13 protein-coding genes are annotated in these 14,539 nt (G+C 68.3%); 3 read left to right on the top strand and 10 right to left on the bottom strand.

Annotation, left to right across the window (positions count from 1 at the left end):
* Positions 1-123 precede the first annotated feature (123 nt).
* The 5 genes from ACFWQC_RS17805 to ACFWQC_RS17785 all read right to left on the bottom strand — a co-directional run bounded on the left by ACFWQC_RS17805 (position 124) and on the right by ACFWQC_RS17785 (position 4,736).
* Positions 124-1,422 (bottom strand): DEAD/DEAH box helicase, encoded by a 1,299-nt coding sequence (locus ACFWQC_RS17805; RefSeq protein WP_378680592.1) that lies wholly within the window; start codon positions 1,420-1,422, stop codon positions 124-126.
* A 157-nt stretch (positions 1,423-1,579) separates the two neighbouring features.
* Positions 1,580-2,734 carry a zinc-binding dehydrogenase gene (locus ACFWQC_RS17800; protein WP_378680590.1) on the bottom strand — a complete coding sequence of 385 codons (1,155 nt, stop codon included), beginning with the start codon at positions 2,732-2,734 and terminating at the stop codon, positions 1,580-1,582.
* Positions 2,735-2,772: 38 nt separating this feature from the next.
* Complete coding sequence (locus ACFWQC_RS17795; RefSeq protein ID WP_378680587.1) at positions 2,773-3,771, bottom strand: hypothetical protein; 999 nt, start codon at positions 3,769-3,771, stop codon at positions 2,773-2,775.
* A gap of 175 nt (positions 3,772-3,946) precedes the next feature.
* Positions 3,947-4,288, bottom strand: a complete 342-nt coding sequence (locus ACFWQC_RS17790; protein ID WP_378680584.1) for a DUF86 domain-containing protein — start codon at positions 4,286-4,288, stop codon at positions 3,947-3,949.
* On the bottom strand, positions 4,278-4,736 hold the full coding sequence (locus tag ACFWQC_RS17785; RefSeq protein ID WP_378680581.1) for a nucleotidyltransferase family protein: 459 nt from the start codon (positions 4,734-4,736) through the stop codon (positions 4,278-4,280). The genes ACFWQC_RS17790 and ACFWQC_RS17785 overlap by 11 nt, the downstream gene beginning before the upstream one ends.
* Before the next feature lie 349 nt (positions 4,737-5,085).
* Between ACFWQC_RS17785 and ACFWQC_RS17780 the strand changes: the two genes are divergently transcribed.
* Together ACFWQC_RS17780 and thrS are read left to right on the top strand one after the other, a co-directional pair.
* On the top strand, positions 5,086-6,318 hold the full coding sequence (locus tag ACFWQC_RS17780; protein WP_378680578.1) for a PQQ-binding-like beta-propeller repeat protein: 1,233 nt from the start codon (positions 5,086-5,088) through the stop codon (positions 6,316-6,318).
* 103 nt (positions 6,319-6,421) lie between these two features.
* Positions 6,422-8,410 carry a threonine--tRNA ligase gene (gene thrS / locus ACFWQC_RS17775; protein WP_378680575.1) on the top strand — a complete coding sequence of 663 codons (1,989 nt, stop codon included), beginning with the start codon at positions 6,422-6,424 and terminating at the stop codon, positions 8,408-8,410.
* A 72-nt stretch (positions 8,411-8,482) separates the two neighbouring features.
* On the opposite strand, the gene ACFWQC_RS17770 is transcribed toward thrS, so the two are convergent.
* Genes ACFWQC_RS17770 through ACFWQC_RS17750 form a run of 5 tightly spaced genes read right to left on the bottom strand, consistent with a single transcriptional unit; the run spans position 8,483 to position 13,579 of the window.
* Positions 8,483-9,859: an MFS transporter gene (locus tag ACFWQC_RS17770; protein ID WP_378680572.1), complete on the bottom strand. Its 1,377-nt coding sequence runs from the start codon at positions 9,857-9,859 to the stop codon at positions 8,483-8,485.
* 27 nt (positions 9,860-9,886) lie between these two features.
* Positions 9,887-10,891, bottom strand: coding sequence for a 2Fe-2S iron-sulfur cluster-binding protein (locus tag ACFWQC_RS17765; protein WP_378680569.1), 1,005 nt, complete (start codon positions 10,889-10,891; stop codon positions 9,887-9,889).
* A complete protein-coding gene (locus ACFWQC_RS17760; protein WP_378680566.1) occupies positions 10,891-11,856 on the bottom strand; it encodes a PdxA family protein in 966 nt (321 codons plus the stop codon). Before ACFWQC_RS17760 ends, ACFWQC_RS17765 begins: the two co-directional genes overlap by 1 nt.
* Positions 11,853-12,317: an aromatic-ring-hydroxylating dioxygenase subunit beta gene (locus ACFWQC_RS17755; protein ID WP_378680563.1), complete on the bottom strand. Its 465-nt coding sequence runs from the start codon at positions 12,315-12,317 to the stop codon at positions 11,853-11,855. Before ACFWQC_RS17755 ends, ACFWQC_RS17760 begins: the two co-directional genes overlap by 4 nt.
* Complete coding sequence (locus ACFWQC_RS17750; protein ID WP_378680560.1) at positions 12,317-13,579, bottom strand: aromatic ring-hydroxylating dioxygenase subunit alpha; 1,263 nt, start codon at positions 13,577-13,579, stop codon at positions 12,317-12,319. Before ACFWQC_RS17750 ends, ACFWQC_RS17755 begins: the two co-directional genes overlap by 1 nt.
* Positions 13,580-13,692: 113 nt before the next feature.
* Here ACFWQC_RS17750 and ACFWQC_RS17745 point away from each other — a divergent pair, with 113 nt between their 5' ends.
* Complete coding sequence (locus ACFWQC_RS17745) at positions 13,693-14,439, top strand: IclR family transcriptional regulator C-terminal domain-containing protein (protein ID WP_378680557.1); 747 nt, start codon at positions 13,693-13,695, stop codon at positions 14,437-14,439.
* The last annotated feature ends 100 nt before the right edge of the window (positions 14,440-14,539 follow it).

Genomic DNA, 14,539 nt, shown 5'->3' with positions numbered 1-14,539 from the left:
GCGTGTCGTGACCAACACGGTCCCACCGAGCGCCGAGGGGACCGTGTTGGTCTCGACACGCCTTCGCCTAGCGGCTCCGGCGGCTCGACCAGCGGGCGGCTCGACCGGCGGTGGTCCCTGGGGTCAGCGGCTGCCGGTGGCGCGCTGACGCTTGCGGGCACGCGAGCCGGGGCGGCTCTTCCGGTTGCCGGTGCCCTCGCCGGCGGGGCGGCGCGGGGGCTGGGCGACGACGGGCACGAACGGGCCGGGGCGGCTGCGCTCGCCGGGTGCCAGCTCGCCCAGGATCGGGTGCGAGGGCCCGTCGAGACGAGTGGTGGTCGGCTTGATCCCGGCGGCTCGGGTCAGGGTGCGGACGTCCTTGACCTGGTCGGGCAGCATCAGGGTGACCACGGTGCCGGAGGCGCCGGCGCGGGCCGTACGACCGGAGCGGTGCAGGTAGGCCTTGTGCTCGGCGGGCGGGTCGGCGTGGACGACGAGGGTGACGTCGTCGACGTGGATGCCGCGGGCCGCGATGTCGGTGGCCACCAGGGTGGTCGCCCGGCCGGAGTGGAAGGCCTCCAGGTTGCGCACGCGGGCGTTCTGGGAGAGGTCGCCGTGGAGCTCGACGGCAGGGATGCCGGCGCGGCCGAGCTGGCGGGCGACGCCCTTGGCGCCGTGCTTGGTGCGGGTGAAGACGACGGTGCGGCCCGGAGCGGCGGCCAGGTCGGCGAGCACGGGGATGCGGTGCTCGCGGGCGGAGAGGTGGAGCACGTGGTGCTCCATCTCGGCCACCGGCGACTGCGCGGAGTCGGCCTCGTGGATGACCGGCTGCTGGAGGAACTGCTTGACCAGCACGTTGACGCCCTTGTCGAGCGTGGCGCTGAACAGGAGGCGCTGGCTGCCCTTCGGCGTCGTCGCCAGCAGGCGCCGCACGGAGGGCAGGAAGCCGAGGTCGGCCATGTGGTCGGCCTCGTCCAGAACGGTGACCTCGATCGAGGACAGGTCGGCGTGACGCTGCGCGATCAGGTCCTCGAGCCGGCCGGGGCAGGCGAGGACGACGTCGGCACCCTTGCGCAGGCCGACGACCTGCGGGTTCTGTCCGACACCACCGAAGACGGTCTGCACACTCAGGCCGGCCTCCGCGGCGAGCGGCCGCAGCGACTCCTCGATCTGGCGGACCAGCTCACGGGTCGGGGCGAGCACGAGCGCCCGCGGCTTGCCGGACTTCGCCCTGGCGCCACCCGCGAGGCGGGCGACGAGCGGAAGCAGGAAGGCGTACGTCTTGCCCGACCCGGTCCGCCCACGGCCGAGCACGTCGCGCCCGGCGAGGGAGTCCGGCAGGGTCGCGGCCTGGATCGGGGTGGGGGAGGTGATGCCGTGGTGATCGAGAACGGCGGTGAGGTCTGCGGGCACGCCGAGCGCGCTGAAGCTCTGCTGAGACAAGGAGTCAACTTTTCAAGCGAGGTGTCTCGCCATAATGAGTTGCCGGGCCAATAGGTCCGCGAGAGCGGCCGGGGGCAAGACCGGAACGGGCCGCTGATGGATCAGATACTACCGGTAGGTGATCGGTCCACCAGAATCCTCGATGCTGTGGCTCGTGTCACGCCCAGGGGTCGACGAGGATCTTCGCGTGCGTCTCCGGGTCGGCCAGATCCGAGAACGCCTGGGCGACGCCGTCGAGCCCGACGGTGCCGGTGTGGAGTGGCGAGGGGTCGACCTTGCCGCCGGCGATCATCTCCAGCGTGCGCGCGAACTCGGCAGGGTCGTAGCCGAACACGAACCGCAGGTCGATCTCCTTGTGGATCGCGATCGCGGGCCGGATCGTGTCCGGCTCCATGCAGACCCCGACCACCACGACGCGCGTGTGCAGCGGCGCCGCGGTCATGATCTGCTCGAGCATCCCCGGCACCCCGACGCACTCGAAGACGACCGGGCCCGTCGGCGACTGCCCGAGGCGGTCGGCGTTGAGCAGCACGGTCTCCCAGGGGAGCAGCGGGATGCGGCGTACGACCTGCATCGCGTCGATCCCGAAGCCCAGATAGTCGGTCAGCGACGTCACCGGACCACGCTGCTTGTAGGCGTCCCACGGCGAGGACTCGCGCGGGTCGACGACAACGTCGGCACCGCACTGCACCGCGAGTGCGCGCCGCGCGGGGGAGAGGTCGGAGGCGACCACCGTCTTCACCCCCTGCGCCTTGAGCATGAGGATGACGGCCAGCCCGATCGGGCCGCAGCCGATGACCACGGCCGGTCGCCGTGCGGAGACCGCCCCGCGGCGTACGGCATGGAAGGCGACGGCCAGCGGTTCGGTGAACACGGCCTGGTCGGGCGAGACGCCGTCGGGGACCGGGAAGGTGAACGCCTCCTGGACGACGCAGTACTCCGCGAAGCCGCCGGGGGAGTCGACGTCGAAGCCGACCATGTGGACCGCCCCGTCCGTACGCAGCACCGGCAGCGCCGTCACCGACGTGCCCGGCTCCCAGCGGCCGCGGGTCTGTGGTCCGTAGGCCACGACCGAGCCCAGGATCTCGTGGCCCAGGACGATCTCCTGCTCGGGCGTCATGGCGGTGGTGTAGCCGATCTCGGTGACCACCTCGTTGAGCTCGTCGGCGTGCTCTCGGACGTGGAGGTCCGAGCCGCAGATCCCGGCGCGCAGCACCTTGATCAGCAGCTGTCCCGGTCCGGGCTCGGGGCGCGGGACCGACCGCACGGAGAGCTCGCCCTTGTGGACCACGGTTGCGCGCATCTGGTTCATCGGCGCCGACGCTACCTCACCCCGGCCCCACCCCGGCCTCACCCAGCCGGCAGCGATCCGTCGGAGGCGATCCGGTGCAGGTGGGCGGTGAACGAGTGCTGGTGGTCGACGCGCGGCAGCCGCAGCGCGGCGCCGGTGACCAGGTGCATTGTCACGTCGATGCGCGGGTTGGCCTTGCGCTCGTCGACGACACCGGTGTCGATGCTGGTCACGTCCTCCCAGAGGATGACGTCGGTGTGCCGGGCGTACTCCAGGACCAGGCCGCCTTCGTAGAGCCCGAGGTCCACCGCTAGCGGGCGCCGCAGCCCGAGCCAGGTCAGCCGAAACCCCAGGATCAGCCCGACGAGCGCGACCAGACCCCCCGCCAGCACGAGCACCATCGGCAGCTGTGGCCGAGTGGCGACCCAGGCGCCGAGCGCGATGAGCGCCGGGCCGAGGACCAGCCCGACCGGCGCCAGCCACGCCCGTCCGTGCGCGGGGTGGGTGCTCAGCCGGATGCCGAGGTCCTCGCTGAGCGTCTCCTCTCCAGGCGTACGCAGCCACGCCCGCCGTCTCGGCAGCACCACCAGTCCGAGCACGGTGAGCGCGATCCCGCCCCAGAGCACCGGGTCGCGGCCCATCCCGAGGATGCGGGCCGGCCACGGGTTGATCGCGTGCTCTCCGTAGGCGTCGGAGTCGACCACCCACATCCGGAAGGTCGCCTTCGAGGGGTCGGGGTCGCGGCCGATGTCGCGCAGGGTGCCGTGGATGCCTCCGGTGACCCGCTCGCCGTCGACGCGCCACTGGCCCCGGCAGGAGGTGATCTCGCCGGTGCCGCTGTCGAACTCGCACCGCTCCACCACGCTCACCTCCGCCCACTGCCCGCTGTTCCAGCGGTCGGCGGCGTGCTGTGCCACCACGGTGGCCGGGAACAGCATCGCCAGCGCGCCGAGGCCGAGGGTGATCAGGACGGTCGCCACCGACGTACGTCGCTGCAGCCGGAGGACCCGGCGCGACGGGTCGATGAGACGGGACTTGGGGCCGGTGGTGGGAAGCACGTGGCCTTTCACATCAAGACTGGGAGGGACGTCGATCGAGGCGTCGGAAGTGTAGTCGGATGCCGCTACGGGTTCACGCGAACCGAGCCTGACCCCGCATCGTGCCTGGCATCGCGTGACCCAGCGGACCGGACCGTACCCAGGGCAGGCACCCGCGCCGTGGTGGGCGCAGACGCTACTCGTCCAAGTCCCGGATGAGGCGTTCGAGGGCAGTGATCATCGCCGGTAGATCGTCGGCTGCAGTCGCCACCAGGGTCTCGATGTCGACGTCCCAATAGCCGTGAACGATGCGGTTCCGCATCCGAGTGGCACCACGCCAGGCGATCTCGCGATGAGCGTCGCGGGTCTCGGCAGGGACCTGGTTCGCCGCCTCACCCAGCACGGTGAAGTGCCAAAGCAGCGCAGCGCGACGGACGCTGTCGGACTCGATCGCCTCGGCTGTGTCTTGGCCGACGAGGTCGCGGATCGTCGAGGCTGCGTCGCGCATCTCTCGCAGCAGCAGAAGCTCACGCCGCATATAGTTCCCGAGCGTCGGCGAGGACCTGCTCGCGAAGGTACTTGTTGATCGCTCGGCGGCTCACCAGATCGACCTTGCGTCCGAATACCTCGGCGAGGTCATCCTCCAGGCCGAAGAGGTCGAAGCCCAGCCGAACCCCAGGCTTGAGCACGTAAAGGAGATCGATGTCGCTGTCGGGGCCGTCCTCGCCCCGGGCAACCGACCCGAACACTTCCAAGGACGCAACGCCATAGCGTTCGCATACTTCGTGCAAACGCTCGATGTCCACTTCGGTGAGGCCCACGTCCAGGAGTCTACTGGGGAACAAGGATCTCTTGTGGCTGCCGGACCCGGCTTCGCCGAGGCCGTGTCCTGGGTTGTTGGCCGATCCCAAGATCTCGTGTCCCGGGTCGATCTCCTGCTCGGGCGTCACCGCGGTGGTGTAGCCGATGGCGAACAGAACTTTCACATGTTCGACGCATCTCATAGGCATAAAATGGCGCGTTTCGGAGGCAAAGTGATGGATACGCCTGATCCATGATGAAACCATGACCCAGACGCCCCAACCGACCTGTCAGCGCTGCGGTACGCACCTCGCTGCCGGTGTGACCACTTGTCCCACCTGTGGGGTTCCGCGATTCGGCCCGCCCACGCCGGCCGGACCGGGCATTCATGATGAGCCGACCCTGGTGCCCGGCTCATGGGCTCCGCCACCCCCACCGCCTGCCCGGTGGGCGGCGCAGGGAACTCCCCTTCCAGGCCCCCCTGCGCCGGGCCCTGAGAATCGGACAGGACTGTGGATCGGTCTCGCCGTCGGCGTGACGCTGCTCCTCGTCGCCGGCATCGGCACGACCGCGTTCCTCCTCCTGCGCGACGACGATGAGCAGCTGACCACGGGGCCGGTGACGACCGAGCCGAGACAGACGTGGTTGTGGGAGTCCGACAAGCCGATCTCATACGTCCATCCGGGGCCGGGGATCAATCTGGTCACGCTGGATGGCGAGGAGCGTGGGGTGGTCGCCCTCGACGAGGACGGCAAGGAGCTCTGGCGCGATGAGCGACACCCCTACAACTACATCACCTTCTACGAGGACCAGAAGCTGATCACAGCGAGCTGGTATGTCGCCACGGCCTCCGGCGAGGGCAGCGACACCGACAAGGGAGACGTCGTGTTCGGCTACGACGGCGAGGTCGTCTGGGAGAACACCGATCCAGATGTCAGTCTCAGTAGCATCGCCGATGACGGCGACTATGTGGTTCGCGCGGAGGAGAAGCTCGCGAAGCTCGATCCCGAGAGCAAGGACGAGGACTGGAGTATCACCGGGCAGGACTTCGCCTACGCCGACGAGGCGACCTTCGTCCTCGACGGCGACCAGCTGACCCGCTACGCCGAGGACAGCGACGAACAGGAGTGGAGCATCGAGCTGCCTTCGGGCCATGCTGAAGGTCTGGAGCAGGACTATCTGCTCGGCCTTCACGCCAACGACGACCTCGTCCTGGTGGCGTCCGGCAGTCTGTTCGCCTTCGACCCGAAGACGGGTAAGAGCCTGTGGACCGAGGACACCTCCAGTGACGTGAGGAGTGTCGCGGGCAACAGGTACGCACTTTCGCAGCCGTACTCCTACGACGAGACCACGGGCGTGTCGGTGAGCCCCAAGCCGCCCTTCCCGATCTACGGCAAGGAGGGCGAGGCGGGGAGCCTTGACATCGTCGAAGGCGGCTTCGGGTGGATGGCGGTCGAGGTCGTCGCGGTCGACGGGAAGGAGATGACTCTGCAGAGGTCGAGTGGCCGCCTCTACGACATCGACGGAGCCTTGGCCGAGAGCGGCTACGACCACGTCGCAGACACGCTCGACGAAGGTGTCTACACCGTCGACGGCGCGACGATCGGATACCGGGAGTGGGGCAGTGACGCGCCGGAGTGGACGCTCACGCTCGACGAGGTTGATTCGCTGGCTACACAAGACGACCCGGGCCAGGATGTCGAGGTAGCCGCTGGGGCGGGCGCGATCCTCGTCAACGACGAGCACACCGTGTGGCGCTATGAGTGAGTCGGTCCGGGTTGTGTCAAGCGGTGCTTGATGCACGGTGTGCGCCACCATCTGGATACGATCGGCGTGGCCAATGCCCACCCGAACGATGCCAGGAGAAATCGTGTCCGAGATCAAGATCGCCGTACTCACCCCCGACGGGCGCGAGGAACGGGCGGTCACTACGGGCACGAAGGCGTGGGAGCTCTTCGCGGACAACCCCGACGTGATCGCGGCCAGGGTCGGGCAGGACCTCAAGGACCTCGCGTACGAGCTGGTCGACGGCGACGCCGTCGAGGGCGTCCTGATCGACTCCAAGGACGGCCACGACATCCTGCGTCACTCGACCGCGCACGTGATGGCGCAGGCGGTGCAGGAGCTCTTCCCGGAGGCCAAGCTCGGCATCGGGCCGCCGATCACCGACGGGTTCTACTACGACTTCGACGTCGAGACGCCGTTCCACCCGGATGACCTCGTCAAGATCGAGTCCCGGATGAAGAAGATCATCAAGGCCAACCAGAAGTTCTCCCGCCGGGTCACCACCGACGACGACGCTCGCGTCGAGCTGGCCGACGAGCCCTACAAGCTCGAGCTGATCGGTCTCAAGGGCTCGGCTGCCGACGCTGCCGAAGGTGCCAGCGCCGAGGTCGGCGGCGGCGAGCTGACCATCTACGACAACCTCGACCGCAATGGCGAGATCGCGTGGAAGGACCTGTGCCGCGGCCCGCACCTGCCGACCACGAAGCGGATCCCGGCCTTCAAGCTGATGCGCAGCGCCGCGGCGTACTGGCGCGGCGACGAGAAGAACAAGCAGCTCCAGCGCATCTACGGCACCGCCTGGGAGTCCAAGGAGGCGCTCGACGCCCACCTGGCCCGGATCGAGGAGGCCGAGCGCCGCGACCACCGCAAGCTCGGCCGCGAGCTCGACCTGTTCTCCTTCCCCGACGAGATCGGCTCCGGCCTCCCGGTCTTCCACCCCAAGGGCGGGATCATCAAGCGGGAGATGGAGGACTACGTACGCACCAAGCACATCGAGCACGGCTTCGAGTACGTCGGCACCCCGCACATCGCGCGTGAGCAGCTCTTCCACACCTCGGGCCACCTGCCCTACTACGGCGACGGCATGTTCCCGGCGCTGGACGTGGACGGCCAGGACTACCGCCTCAAGGCGATGAACTGCCCGATGCACAACCTGATCTACCGCTCGCGCGGGCGTTCCTACCGCGAGCTGCCGCTGCGGCTGTTCGAGTTCGGGTCGGTCTACCGCAACGAGAAGTCGGGCGTGATCCACGGGCTCACCCGCGTACGTGGCTTCGCTCAGGACGACTCCCACTCCTACTGCACCAAGGAGCAGGCGCCGGCCGAGGTCAAGCACCTGCTCGACTTCATGCTGACCGTGCTCAAGGACTTCGGTCTCGACGACTTCTACCTGGAGATGTCGACTCGCGACGACTCCAACAAGGACAAGTTCGTCGGCAGCGACGAGGACTGGGCCGAGGCCACCAAGATCCTCGAGGACGTGGCCCGCGAGACCGGCCTCGAGCTCGTCCCGGACCCGGGCGGCGCGGCCTTCTACGGGCCGAAGATCTCCGTCCAGACCAAGGACGCCATCGGCCGGACCTGGCAGATGGGCACGGTGCAGTACGACTTCAACCAGCCTGCCGCGGACCGGTTCAACCTGGAGTACCAGGCCGCCGACGGCACCCGCCAGCAGCCGGTGATGATCCACTCGGCGAAGTTCGGTTCGATCGAGCGGTTCCTGGGTGTGCTGGTCGAGCACTACGCCGGCGCCATGCCGCCGTGGCTCGCCCCGGTCCAGGTCGTCGGGATCCCGGTCGCCGACGCGTTCGACGACTACCTCTACGAGGTCGCCGCCAAGCTGAAGGCCAAGGGCATCCGGGTCGAGGTCGACGAGTCCGACGACCGCTTCCAGAAGAAGATCCGCAACGCCCAGCTCCAGAAGATCCCGTTCATGCTGATCGCCGGTGGCGAGGACGTCGAGAAGGGCGCGGTCAGCTTTCGCTACCGCGACGGCCACCAGGAGAACGGCATCCCGGTCGAGGAGGCGATCGAGCGGATCGTCGCCGCCGTTGAGTCGCACGAGCAGGTCTGATCGGAGCGACGTTCAGCTGACGATCGGCCCCTGGTGCTGCGCACCAGGGGCCGATGTCGTCGTGAAGGTGGCCTACACCGCCGCTGTCTCCGCGGAGATCTCTGCCTTGGCCCTCGCCTTGGCGCGTACGCCAAGGTAGAGGACCAGGGTCCCGCACACCGCGGAGGGGACCGCCATCGCGAGGAAGAACTGCTCCGCGCTCCAACCGCCGGCGAGCATGGCACCGACGATCATCGGGCCGACGATGCCGCCGACCCGACCGATGCCGAGCGCCCAGCCGACGCCGGTGGAGCGGACCTCGGCAGGGTAGAAGACAGCCGCGAGCGCGATCACGCTCTTCTGCCCGCCGCTGACTGAGCAACCGGTGAGGAAGATGGCGATCAGCAGCACCCACACGGGGGCGCCGAGAGCGAGGCTCATGATCGTCAGGAACCCGCAGCCGACGAAGTAGAGCGTGCTGAGCGCACCGAATGCACCCAGCCGGTCCATCGCCGGGCCGACCACGAAGGCGATCGCGATGCCGCCGATCGTCGTCATCGAGGCCGCGGTGGCCAGGGTCGAGCTGGAGTAGCCCTGCTCGGTCAAGATGGTGGGCATCCAGCTCTGCAGGCCGTAGAACATGGCCAGGTTCAGAGCGAAGACCAGCCAGAGCAGGAGGGTTCCGACCAGCTGTCCGCCGCCGACGACCTCACGGAGCCTGACCTGCTTGCCCTGGGCCTCCGACTCGCTCTCCACTCGCGGTGCGCTGACCACGGGAAGGTCGCGGTCGATCTTGCGGCACAGCGCGTACGCCGCCGCGTGACGCTCACGCCGGGCCAGGAAGTTCAGCGACTCGGGCAGCCGCCAGGCCAGGATGACCGTGAGCAGGAGCGGGGCGAGCGCGCCGACGAGGAAGACCGAGCGCCAGCCGTGGGCCGGGATCAGCCAGTCCGCGACGTAGTTGGCCGCGACGAAGCCGAGGGAGAACCCGCAGTAGATGGCGAGCACGAAGCTGGCGCGCACCTTCTTCGGGCTGAACTCGGCGGTGAGCGCGATCGTGCTGGGTGTCGCCGCACCCAGGCCGATGCCGGTGATCAGTCGCATCACCAGCAGCTGGGCCTCGTTCTGCACCCACACCGAGCCGAGGGTGGTGAGCGCGAAGAGGAGGACCCCGCCGAGCACCAGCCGCTTGTGGCCGAACCTGTCCGAGAGCGGTGCGACCAGCAGGTAGCCGATCATCAGCCCGACGAGAGCCGCCGAGAAGATCGGGCCGAGATCGGCCTTCTCCAGACCCCAGTCGGCGCTGATGGCCGGGGCCATGTAGTTGATCGCCTGGGTGTCGAACCCGTCGAGGAACATCACCAGACCGCAGAGCAGGACGGTGCCTCCCTGAAAGCGGCCGGTGCGTCGGGAGTCGATGAAGCCGGGGAGACGTACGGCGCCCCCGCCCGTGGTTGTTGTTGCTGACATGTGGACCCTTCGGAAGCTCGGATGAGTTCAAGACGCGTTCGCGGCGCCCGAGGACACGAATGCGTCTGCGTGGAAGCGCTCGGGGTTGAAGCTGCGCTCCGTGATCAGTGCGTTGACGACGGCGATGGTCATGGCCTCGCTGCCGCAGGCGTACACGTCGTGCTGGTCCAGGTCCGGGTAGTCGGCCAGCAGGGCGTCCTGCACCCACCCCGTCGCGCCCGTCCAGGTGGAGTCGGGGCGCGAGACGACAGGGGTGAAGGTGAGCCACTCGTAGCGCTGCGTCAACGCGCGGACCATGTCGGCGTCGTAGAGGTCAGCAGCGGTTCGACCGCCCCAGTAGAGGTGGATGGGGCGGTTCAGGCGTCGGGCGATGTGGTCGAGGATGATCGACCGCATCGGTGCGAAGCCGGTGCCGGTGGCGAGCAGGATGATGGGGGAGTCCCCGTCGGCGACATGGAACTCGCCGAACGGGGCCTCGATCTCCACCTCGTCGTGGAACTGGAGGTAGGAGAGGATCTTGTCTGAGAAGGCACCACCCGGCTCGTGCCGGATGTGCAGCTGCAGCGCATCGTTGTGCTGCGGGCTGTTGGCCATCGAGTATGGCCGGGTGTCTCCGTCGGGCAGGATGATGTTGACGAACTGGCCGGCCTTGAACGGCGTACGCCGCCCGATCGGGTAGCGCAGGTCCAGGATCGTGATCTCGTCGGTTGCGGGCTTGATCTTGAAGACGGCGGTGGTGAGCTTCTTGCGAACCGGGGGCGTGCTCTCCTGGATCCGCCTGGGCGCGATCTCGACGTCGCCGGTCGGCTTGGCACGGCAGAACTGCACCTTGTCGGCCGGACCGCAGACCACCCCCTGGTTCGGAGTGTCCAGCTTCCCGGCGTTGAGGGTGCCCTCGCAGGTCGCGCAGACGCCCTTGCGGCAGGAGTAGGGGATCGCCCAGCCGGCGGTCTCGGCCGCGTCGAGGATGGACTGGCCCTCTTCGGCGGTGAATGAGATGTCGGTGTCGGCGACGCTGATCGTGTGCGTCATCACGCCTCCTTCGGAATGAACAGGCTGAGCGCGGACAGCAGGGCCGTGGGGTCGGCGACGCCCTGTCCGGCGATGTCGAATGCCGGGCCGTGCCCGACGCTGGAGAACGGCACACCGGCGCCGATGGTGACCGCCGCGGCGGTGCGGCCGGCGAGCAGCTTGACCGGGATGTGTCCCTGGTCGTGGTACATCGCCAGGTAGCCGTCGCACTGCGGGTCGCCGAGCAGTACGTCGGCCCCGGTCGGGTCGGTGATGTCGATGCCCTCGCCGCGCAGCTTCTCGGCCGCCGGTTTGGAGACGATCAAGTCGTCCTCACCGAAGAGCCCGCCCTCGCCGGCATGACAGTTGATGCCGAACATTCCGAGCCGAGGGGCGGAGGCGCCCATCGACTCGAGCGCCTGGTGGAGCGCCCGGCCGGCGGAGGCCACCAGGTCGACGCTGAGCCGATCGAGGGACTCGGCCATGGACAGGTGCAAGGTGACATGGGCCATCCGCAGACCGCCTCCCACCAGCATCAGGAAGACCTGGTCCTCCGGGGTGCCGGTCAGCTCCGCGACGAGCGGCGGGTAGCCGGCGAAGCCGATCCCGGCCGCATGCACCGCGGACTCCGAGTGCGGGCCGGCGACGATGCCGCGGTAGCCACCCTCCGTCGCCAGTCCCACGGCGGTGCGTGCGTACGCGATCGTGGCGGCACCCGCCTCGGGACGTACCTCGCCCACCCGGAGCTGGTCGGAGGTCAGCGCGCCGACGTCGACCAGGTCGCACACTCCGGCCTCGGGGAGGCGCCCGGGCACGGCCGTACGCAGCTCGATCCCGCATGCGGCGGCCGGCCCTTCGAGCGCGCACCGGTCGCCGACGACGACCGGTGCGGCGCGGCCGAGCTCGGCGACCGCCTTCATCACGATCTCCGGGCCGATCCCGAGCGGGTCACCGGTGGTGAGGAGGAGCCTGGGGGACACGCTCACAGCGGCAGCACCAGGAGCGTGTCGGTGCGGGTGCTGTCGCAGACCACGACGCGCTTCTTCAGCAGAGCCTTGCCGTCGACGAAGACGTGCTCGTCGAGGTAGCGGCCGCTGGCGAAGACGCCGGTCGGGCCGTTGCCGGTGATGCGGACGACCAGGAAGGAGGTCTCGCTGGTGGCGCCGTCCTCGCTCTCCTCGAGGATCGCCGGCTGCCCGAGCAGGTGGCGGTAGGAGTGCGGCTCGTAGATGTTGGCTTCATTGAGCGCGGAGACGCGGTCCTTGAGCATCGCCTTGTTGTTCGCCCAGATGACACCCGCCGGCAGGCCACGACGGTGGTTGTCGGCGGTGGTCACCTTGTAGAAGGCGTCGTCGGTGAAGTGCTCGGGCCAGTCCTCGATGGGACCGTCGTCGATCGAGCGGACATAGCTGCCCTGGGCGCGACTGATCAGGGTGAAGGCGTCCATCACTTGCTCTCCTCGATGCTGAATCCCATGGCCTCGCGGTAGACCTTCCAGAAGCCACGGATGGAGGCCTCGGTGACCCGGCTCTCGCTGGAGACCGCTTCCTGGCCGCCCATCTGGACGGTGGCGAACTCGCCGCTGGCGCCGGCGATGCCGCGCTGGACGAAACCGCCGATGGCGCCGTCCTCCATCGAGACGTACCCGGCCGGGCCGACGAGGTTGGACTGCTTCATCCGGACCAGCTGCTGCTCCTCGGTGTCGTCCTCGAACCCGAGGTAGGTCCAGTGGAGGTCGGTGGTGTCGACGCCGGTCGGCAGCACCTGGCGTACGGCGATCGAGTTCTGGATCTGCTGCAGCACGAAGCCGGGGTAGACCGAGAGGATCTGGAGGGTGATGTCGTCGCCGACCTCGCTGAAGCTGTCGACCAGCGAGGGGTCCTCGAGCTGGTACTCGGAGTCGGAGCGGATCTTCTGGTCCTTGTAGTGCTCGCCGGACTCGGCCTCACGGTTGATAGCGGACCAGCTGACGTGGTGGGCGCCGCTCTCCGAGACGACGATGCCGCCCTTCTGGTTCAGCTTGTTGAGCCCGAAGGTGGTGAAGAACAGGTGCAGGATGCTCGCGTGGTAGGAGTCCTTGACGTTCTCGATGTAGAGCTTCCAGTTGTTCGGCAGGTTCTGGGTGAAGCGACCCAACACCACCGGCTTGCGGCCGCCGAGGACCCGCTCGATGCGGTCCAGGATCTCCTGGCCGAGGTAGTCCTCGATGTCGGGAACGTCGTTGTCGAGGCTGCCGAAGATCAGGCCGTGGACGTTGGCGAGCCGGAGCCTGCGGGGGCTGTGTGCCTTCTTGCAGAAGTCGGAGCCCATCCCGCCCTTGCCGTTGATGCCCTCCTCGAAGGCGACGCCGGTCAGGTCGCCCTGGAGGTTGTAGGTCCAGGCGTGGTAGACGCACGTGAAGTCCTTGGCGTGGCCGTAGTGGTCCATCGCGATCAGGGAGCCACGGTGCGCGCAGCGGTTCTCGAAGGCGTAGATCTCGCCGTCGAAGTCGCGGGTCACCAGCACCGGCTGTTCGCCGATGAAGGTTGCGCAGTAGTCGCCGGGCTCACCGAGCTCGGCCTCGAGGCACAGGTAGCTCCAGAACGGCCCGTGGAAGATGTTCTGCTGCTCGGCGCGGTAGACCTTCGCGTCCTGGAACACCCAGTAGGGAACCTTGCTGAGCGCCTGGGGCCACTCGCGTGCGGCCATGGTGGTGGTCGCCTCTGACATCCGTCCTCCTGTTAAGACATTTCACTTGCGTTCGGATAGCGAACACATGTATGTTTTCCGAACAGAACATACCAAAGTGGCTTTTGTCACAGGTGTCAAGAAGGGACGACGTCATGAGCGAGGGAATGGCCGGGCTGGCCAAGGGCCTGGCGGTGCTGGAGGCGTTCGGCCGGGAGTCGCCGAGACTGACGATCAGTGATGCCGCTCGGGCGACCGGGCTCAGTCGCGCGGCGGCTCGGCGCTGCTTGATGACTCTGGTCGAGGCGGGCTATCTGACCTTCGACGAGAAGTTCTTCAGCCCGACCCCGAGGGTGCTCCGGCTCGGAGCGATCTACGCGGATGCGGTGCCCCTCCCGCAGCTGGCGCGACCCCATCTCACGGCCCTGCGAGAGGCGTTGGACGAGTCGGTCTCGCTCGCTGTGATGGAGGGTGACGAGTCCCTCTTCGTGGCTCGTAGCGAGGTGGCCCGCGTCTTCGATGCCGGCGTGCGTGTCGGGGCGCGGCTGCCGCTGTATGCCTCGGCAACGGGACATGCCCTGCTGGCCGGTCTCGACGATCAGGACCTCGACGCCTACCTTGAGCGGGTCGAGCTGGTGGCGCGTACGTCTCGGACGATCCTCGATCACGCGGGGTTGCGCGAGCGGATCGAAGACGTTCGGCGCGAGGGGGTCGCGGTCAGTGACGAGGAGCTCGAGATCGGGCTGTTCGCGCTGGCGGTGCCGGTCAAGGATGCACGCGGGGTCACGGTGGCGTCGATCTCGGTCAGCGCGGCGGTGGCGCGCCTGGACGTGGTGGAGTTCCGGAGCCGGTGCGGCGAGGCCCTGCTCCGGCATGCCGAGCAGCTGGGTCGGCAGCTCTGACTCCGACGCATATATTTAGATGTGACACGAAGTCGCGCGTACTCTTGTTATCGGGACGCGTGTCCGGGTAACGTGAGTCACGTCGTTAGCAGCTCAACGT

The organism is Nocardioides sp. NPDC058538 (assembly GCF_042719275.1).
Classification (GTDB): Bacteria; Actinomycetota; Actinomycetes; order Propionibacteriales; family Nocardioidaceae; genus Nocardioides.
This window is presented reverse-complemented; position numbering and strand designations above follow the sequence as displayed.

Excerpts from the sequence above, each read along its gene's own strand:
- ACFWQC_RS17800 (WP_378680590.1), bottom strand. The coding sequence starts at position 2,734 with ATGAACCAGATGCGCGCAACCGTGGTCCACAAGGGCGAGCTCTCCGTG.
- ACFWQC_RS17790 (WP_378680584.1), bottom strand. The coding sequence starts at position 4,288 with ATGCGGCGTGAGCTTCTGCTGCTGCGAGAGATGCGCGACGCAGCCTCG.
- ACFWQC_RS17770 (WP_378680572.1), bottom strand. The coding sequence starts at position 9,859 with ATGTCAGCAACAACAACCACGGGCGGGGGCGCCGTACGTCTCCCCGGC.
- ACFWQC_RS17765 (WP_378680569.1), bottom strand. The coding sequence starts at position 10,891 with ATGACGCACACGATCAGCGTCGCCGACACCGACATCTCATTCACCGCC.
- ACFWQC_RS17755 (WP_378680563.1), bottom strand. The coding sequence starts at position 12,317 with ATGGACGCCTTCACCCTGATCAGTCGCGCCCAGGGCAGCTATGTCCGC.
- ACFWQC_RS17750 (WP_378680560.1), bottom strand. The coding sequence starts at position 13,579 with ATGTCAGAGGCGACCACCACCATGGCCGCACGCGAGTGGCCCCAGGCG.
- ACFWQC_RS17745 (WP_378680557.1), top strand. The coding sequence starts at position 13,693 with ATGAGCGAGGGAATGGCCGGGCTGGCCAAGGGCCTGGCGGTGCTGGAG.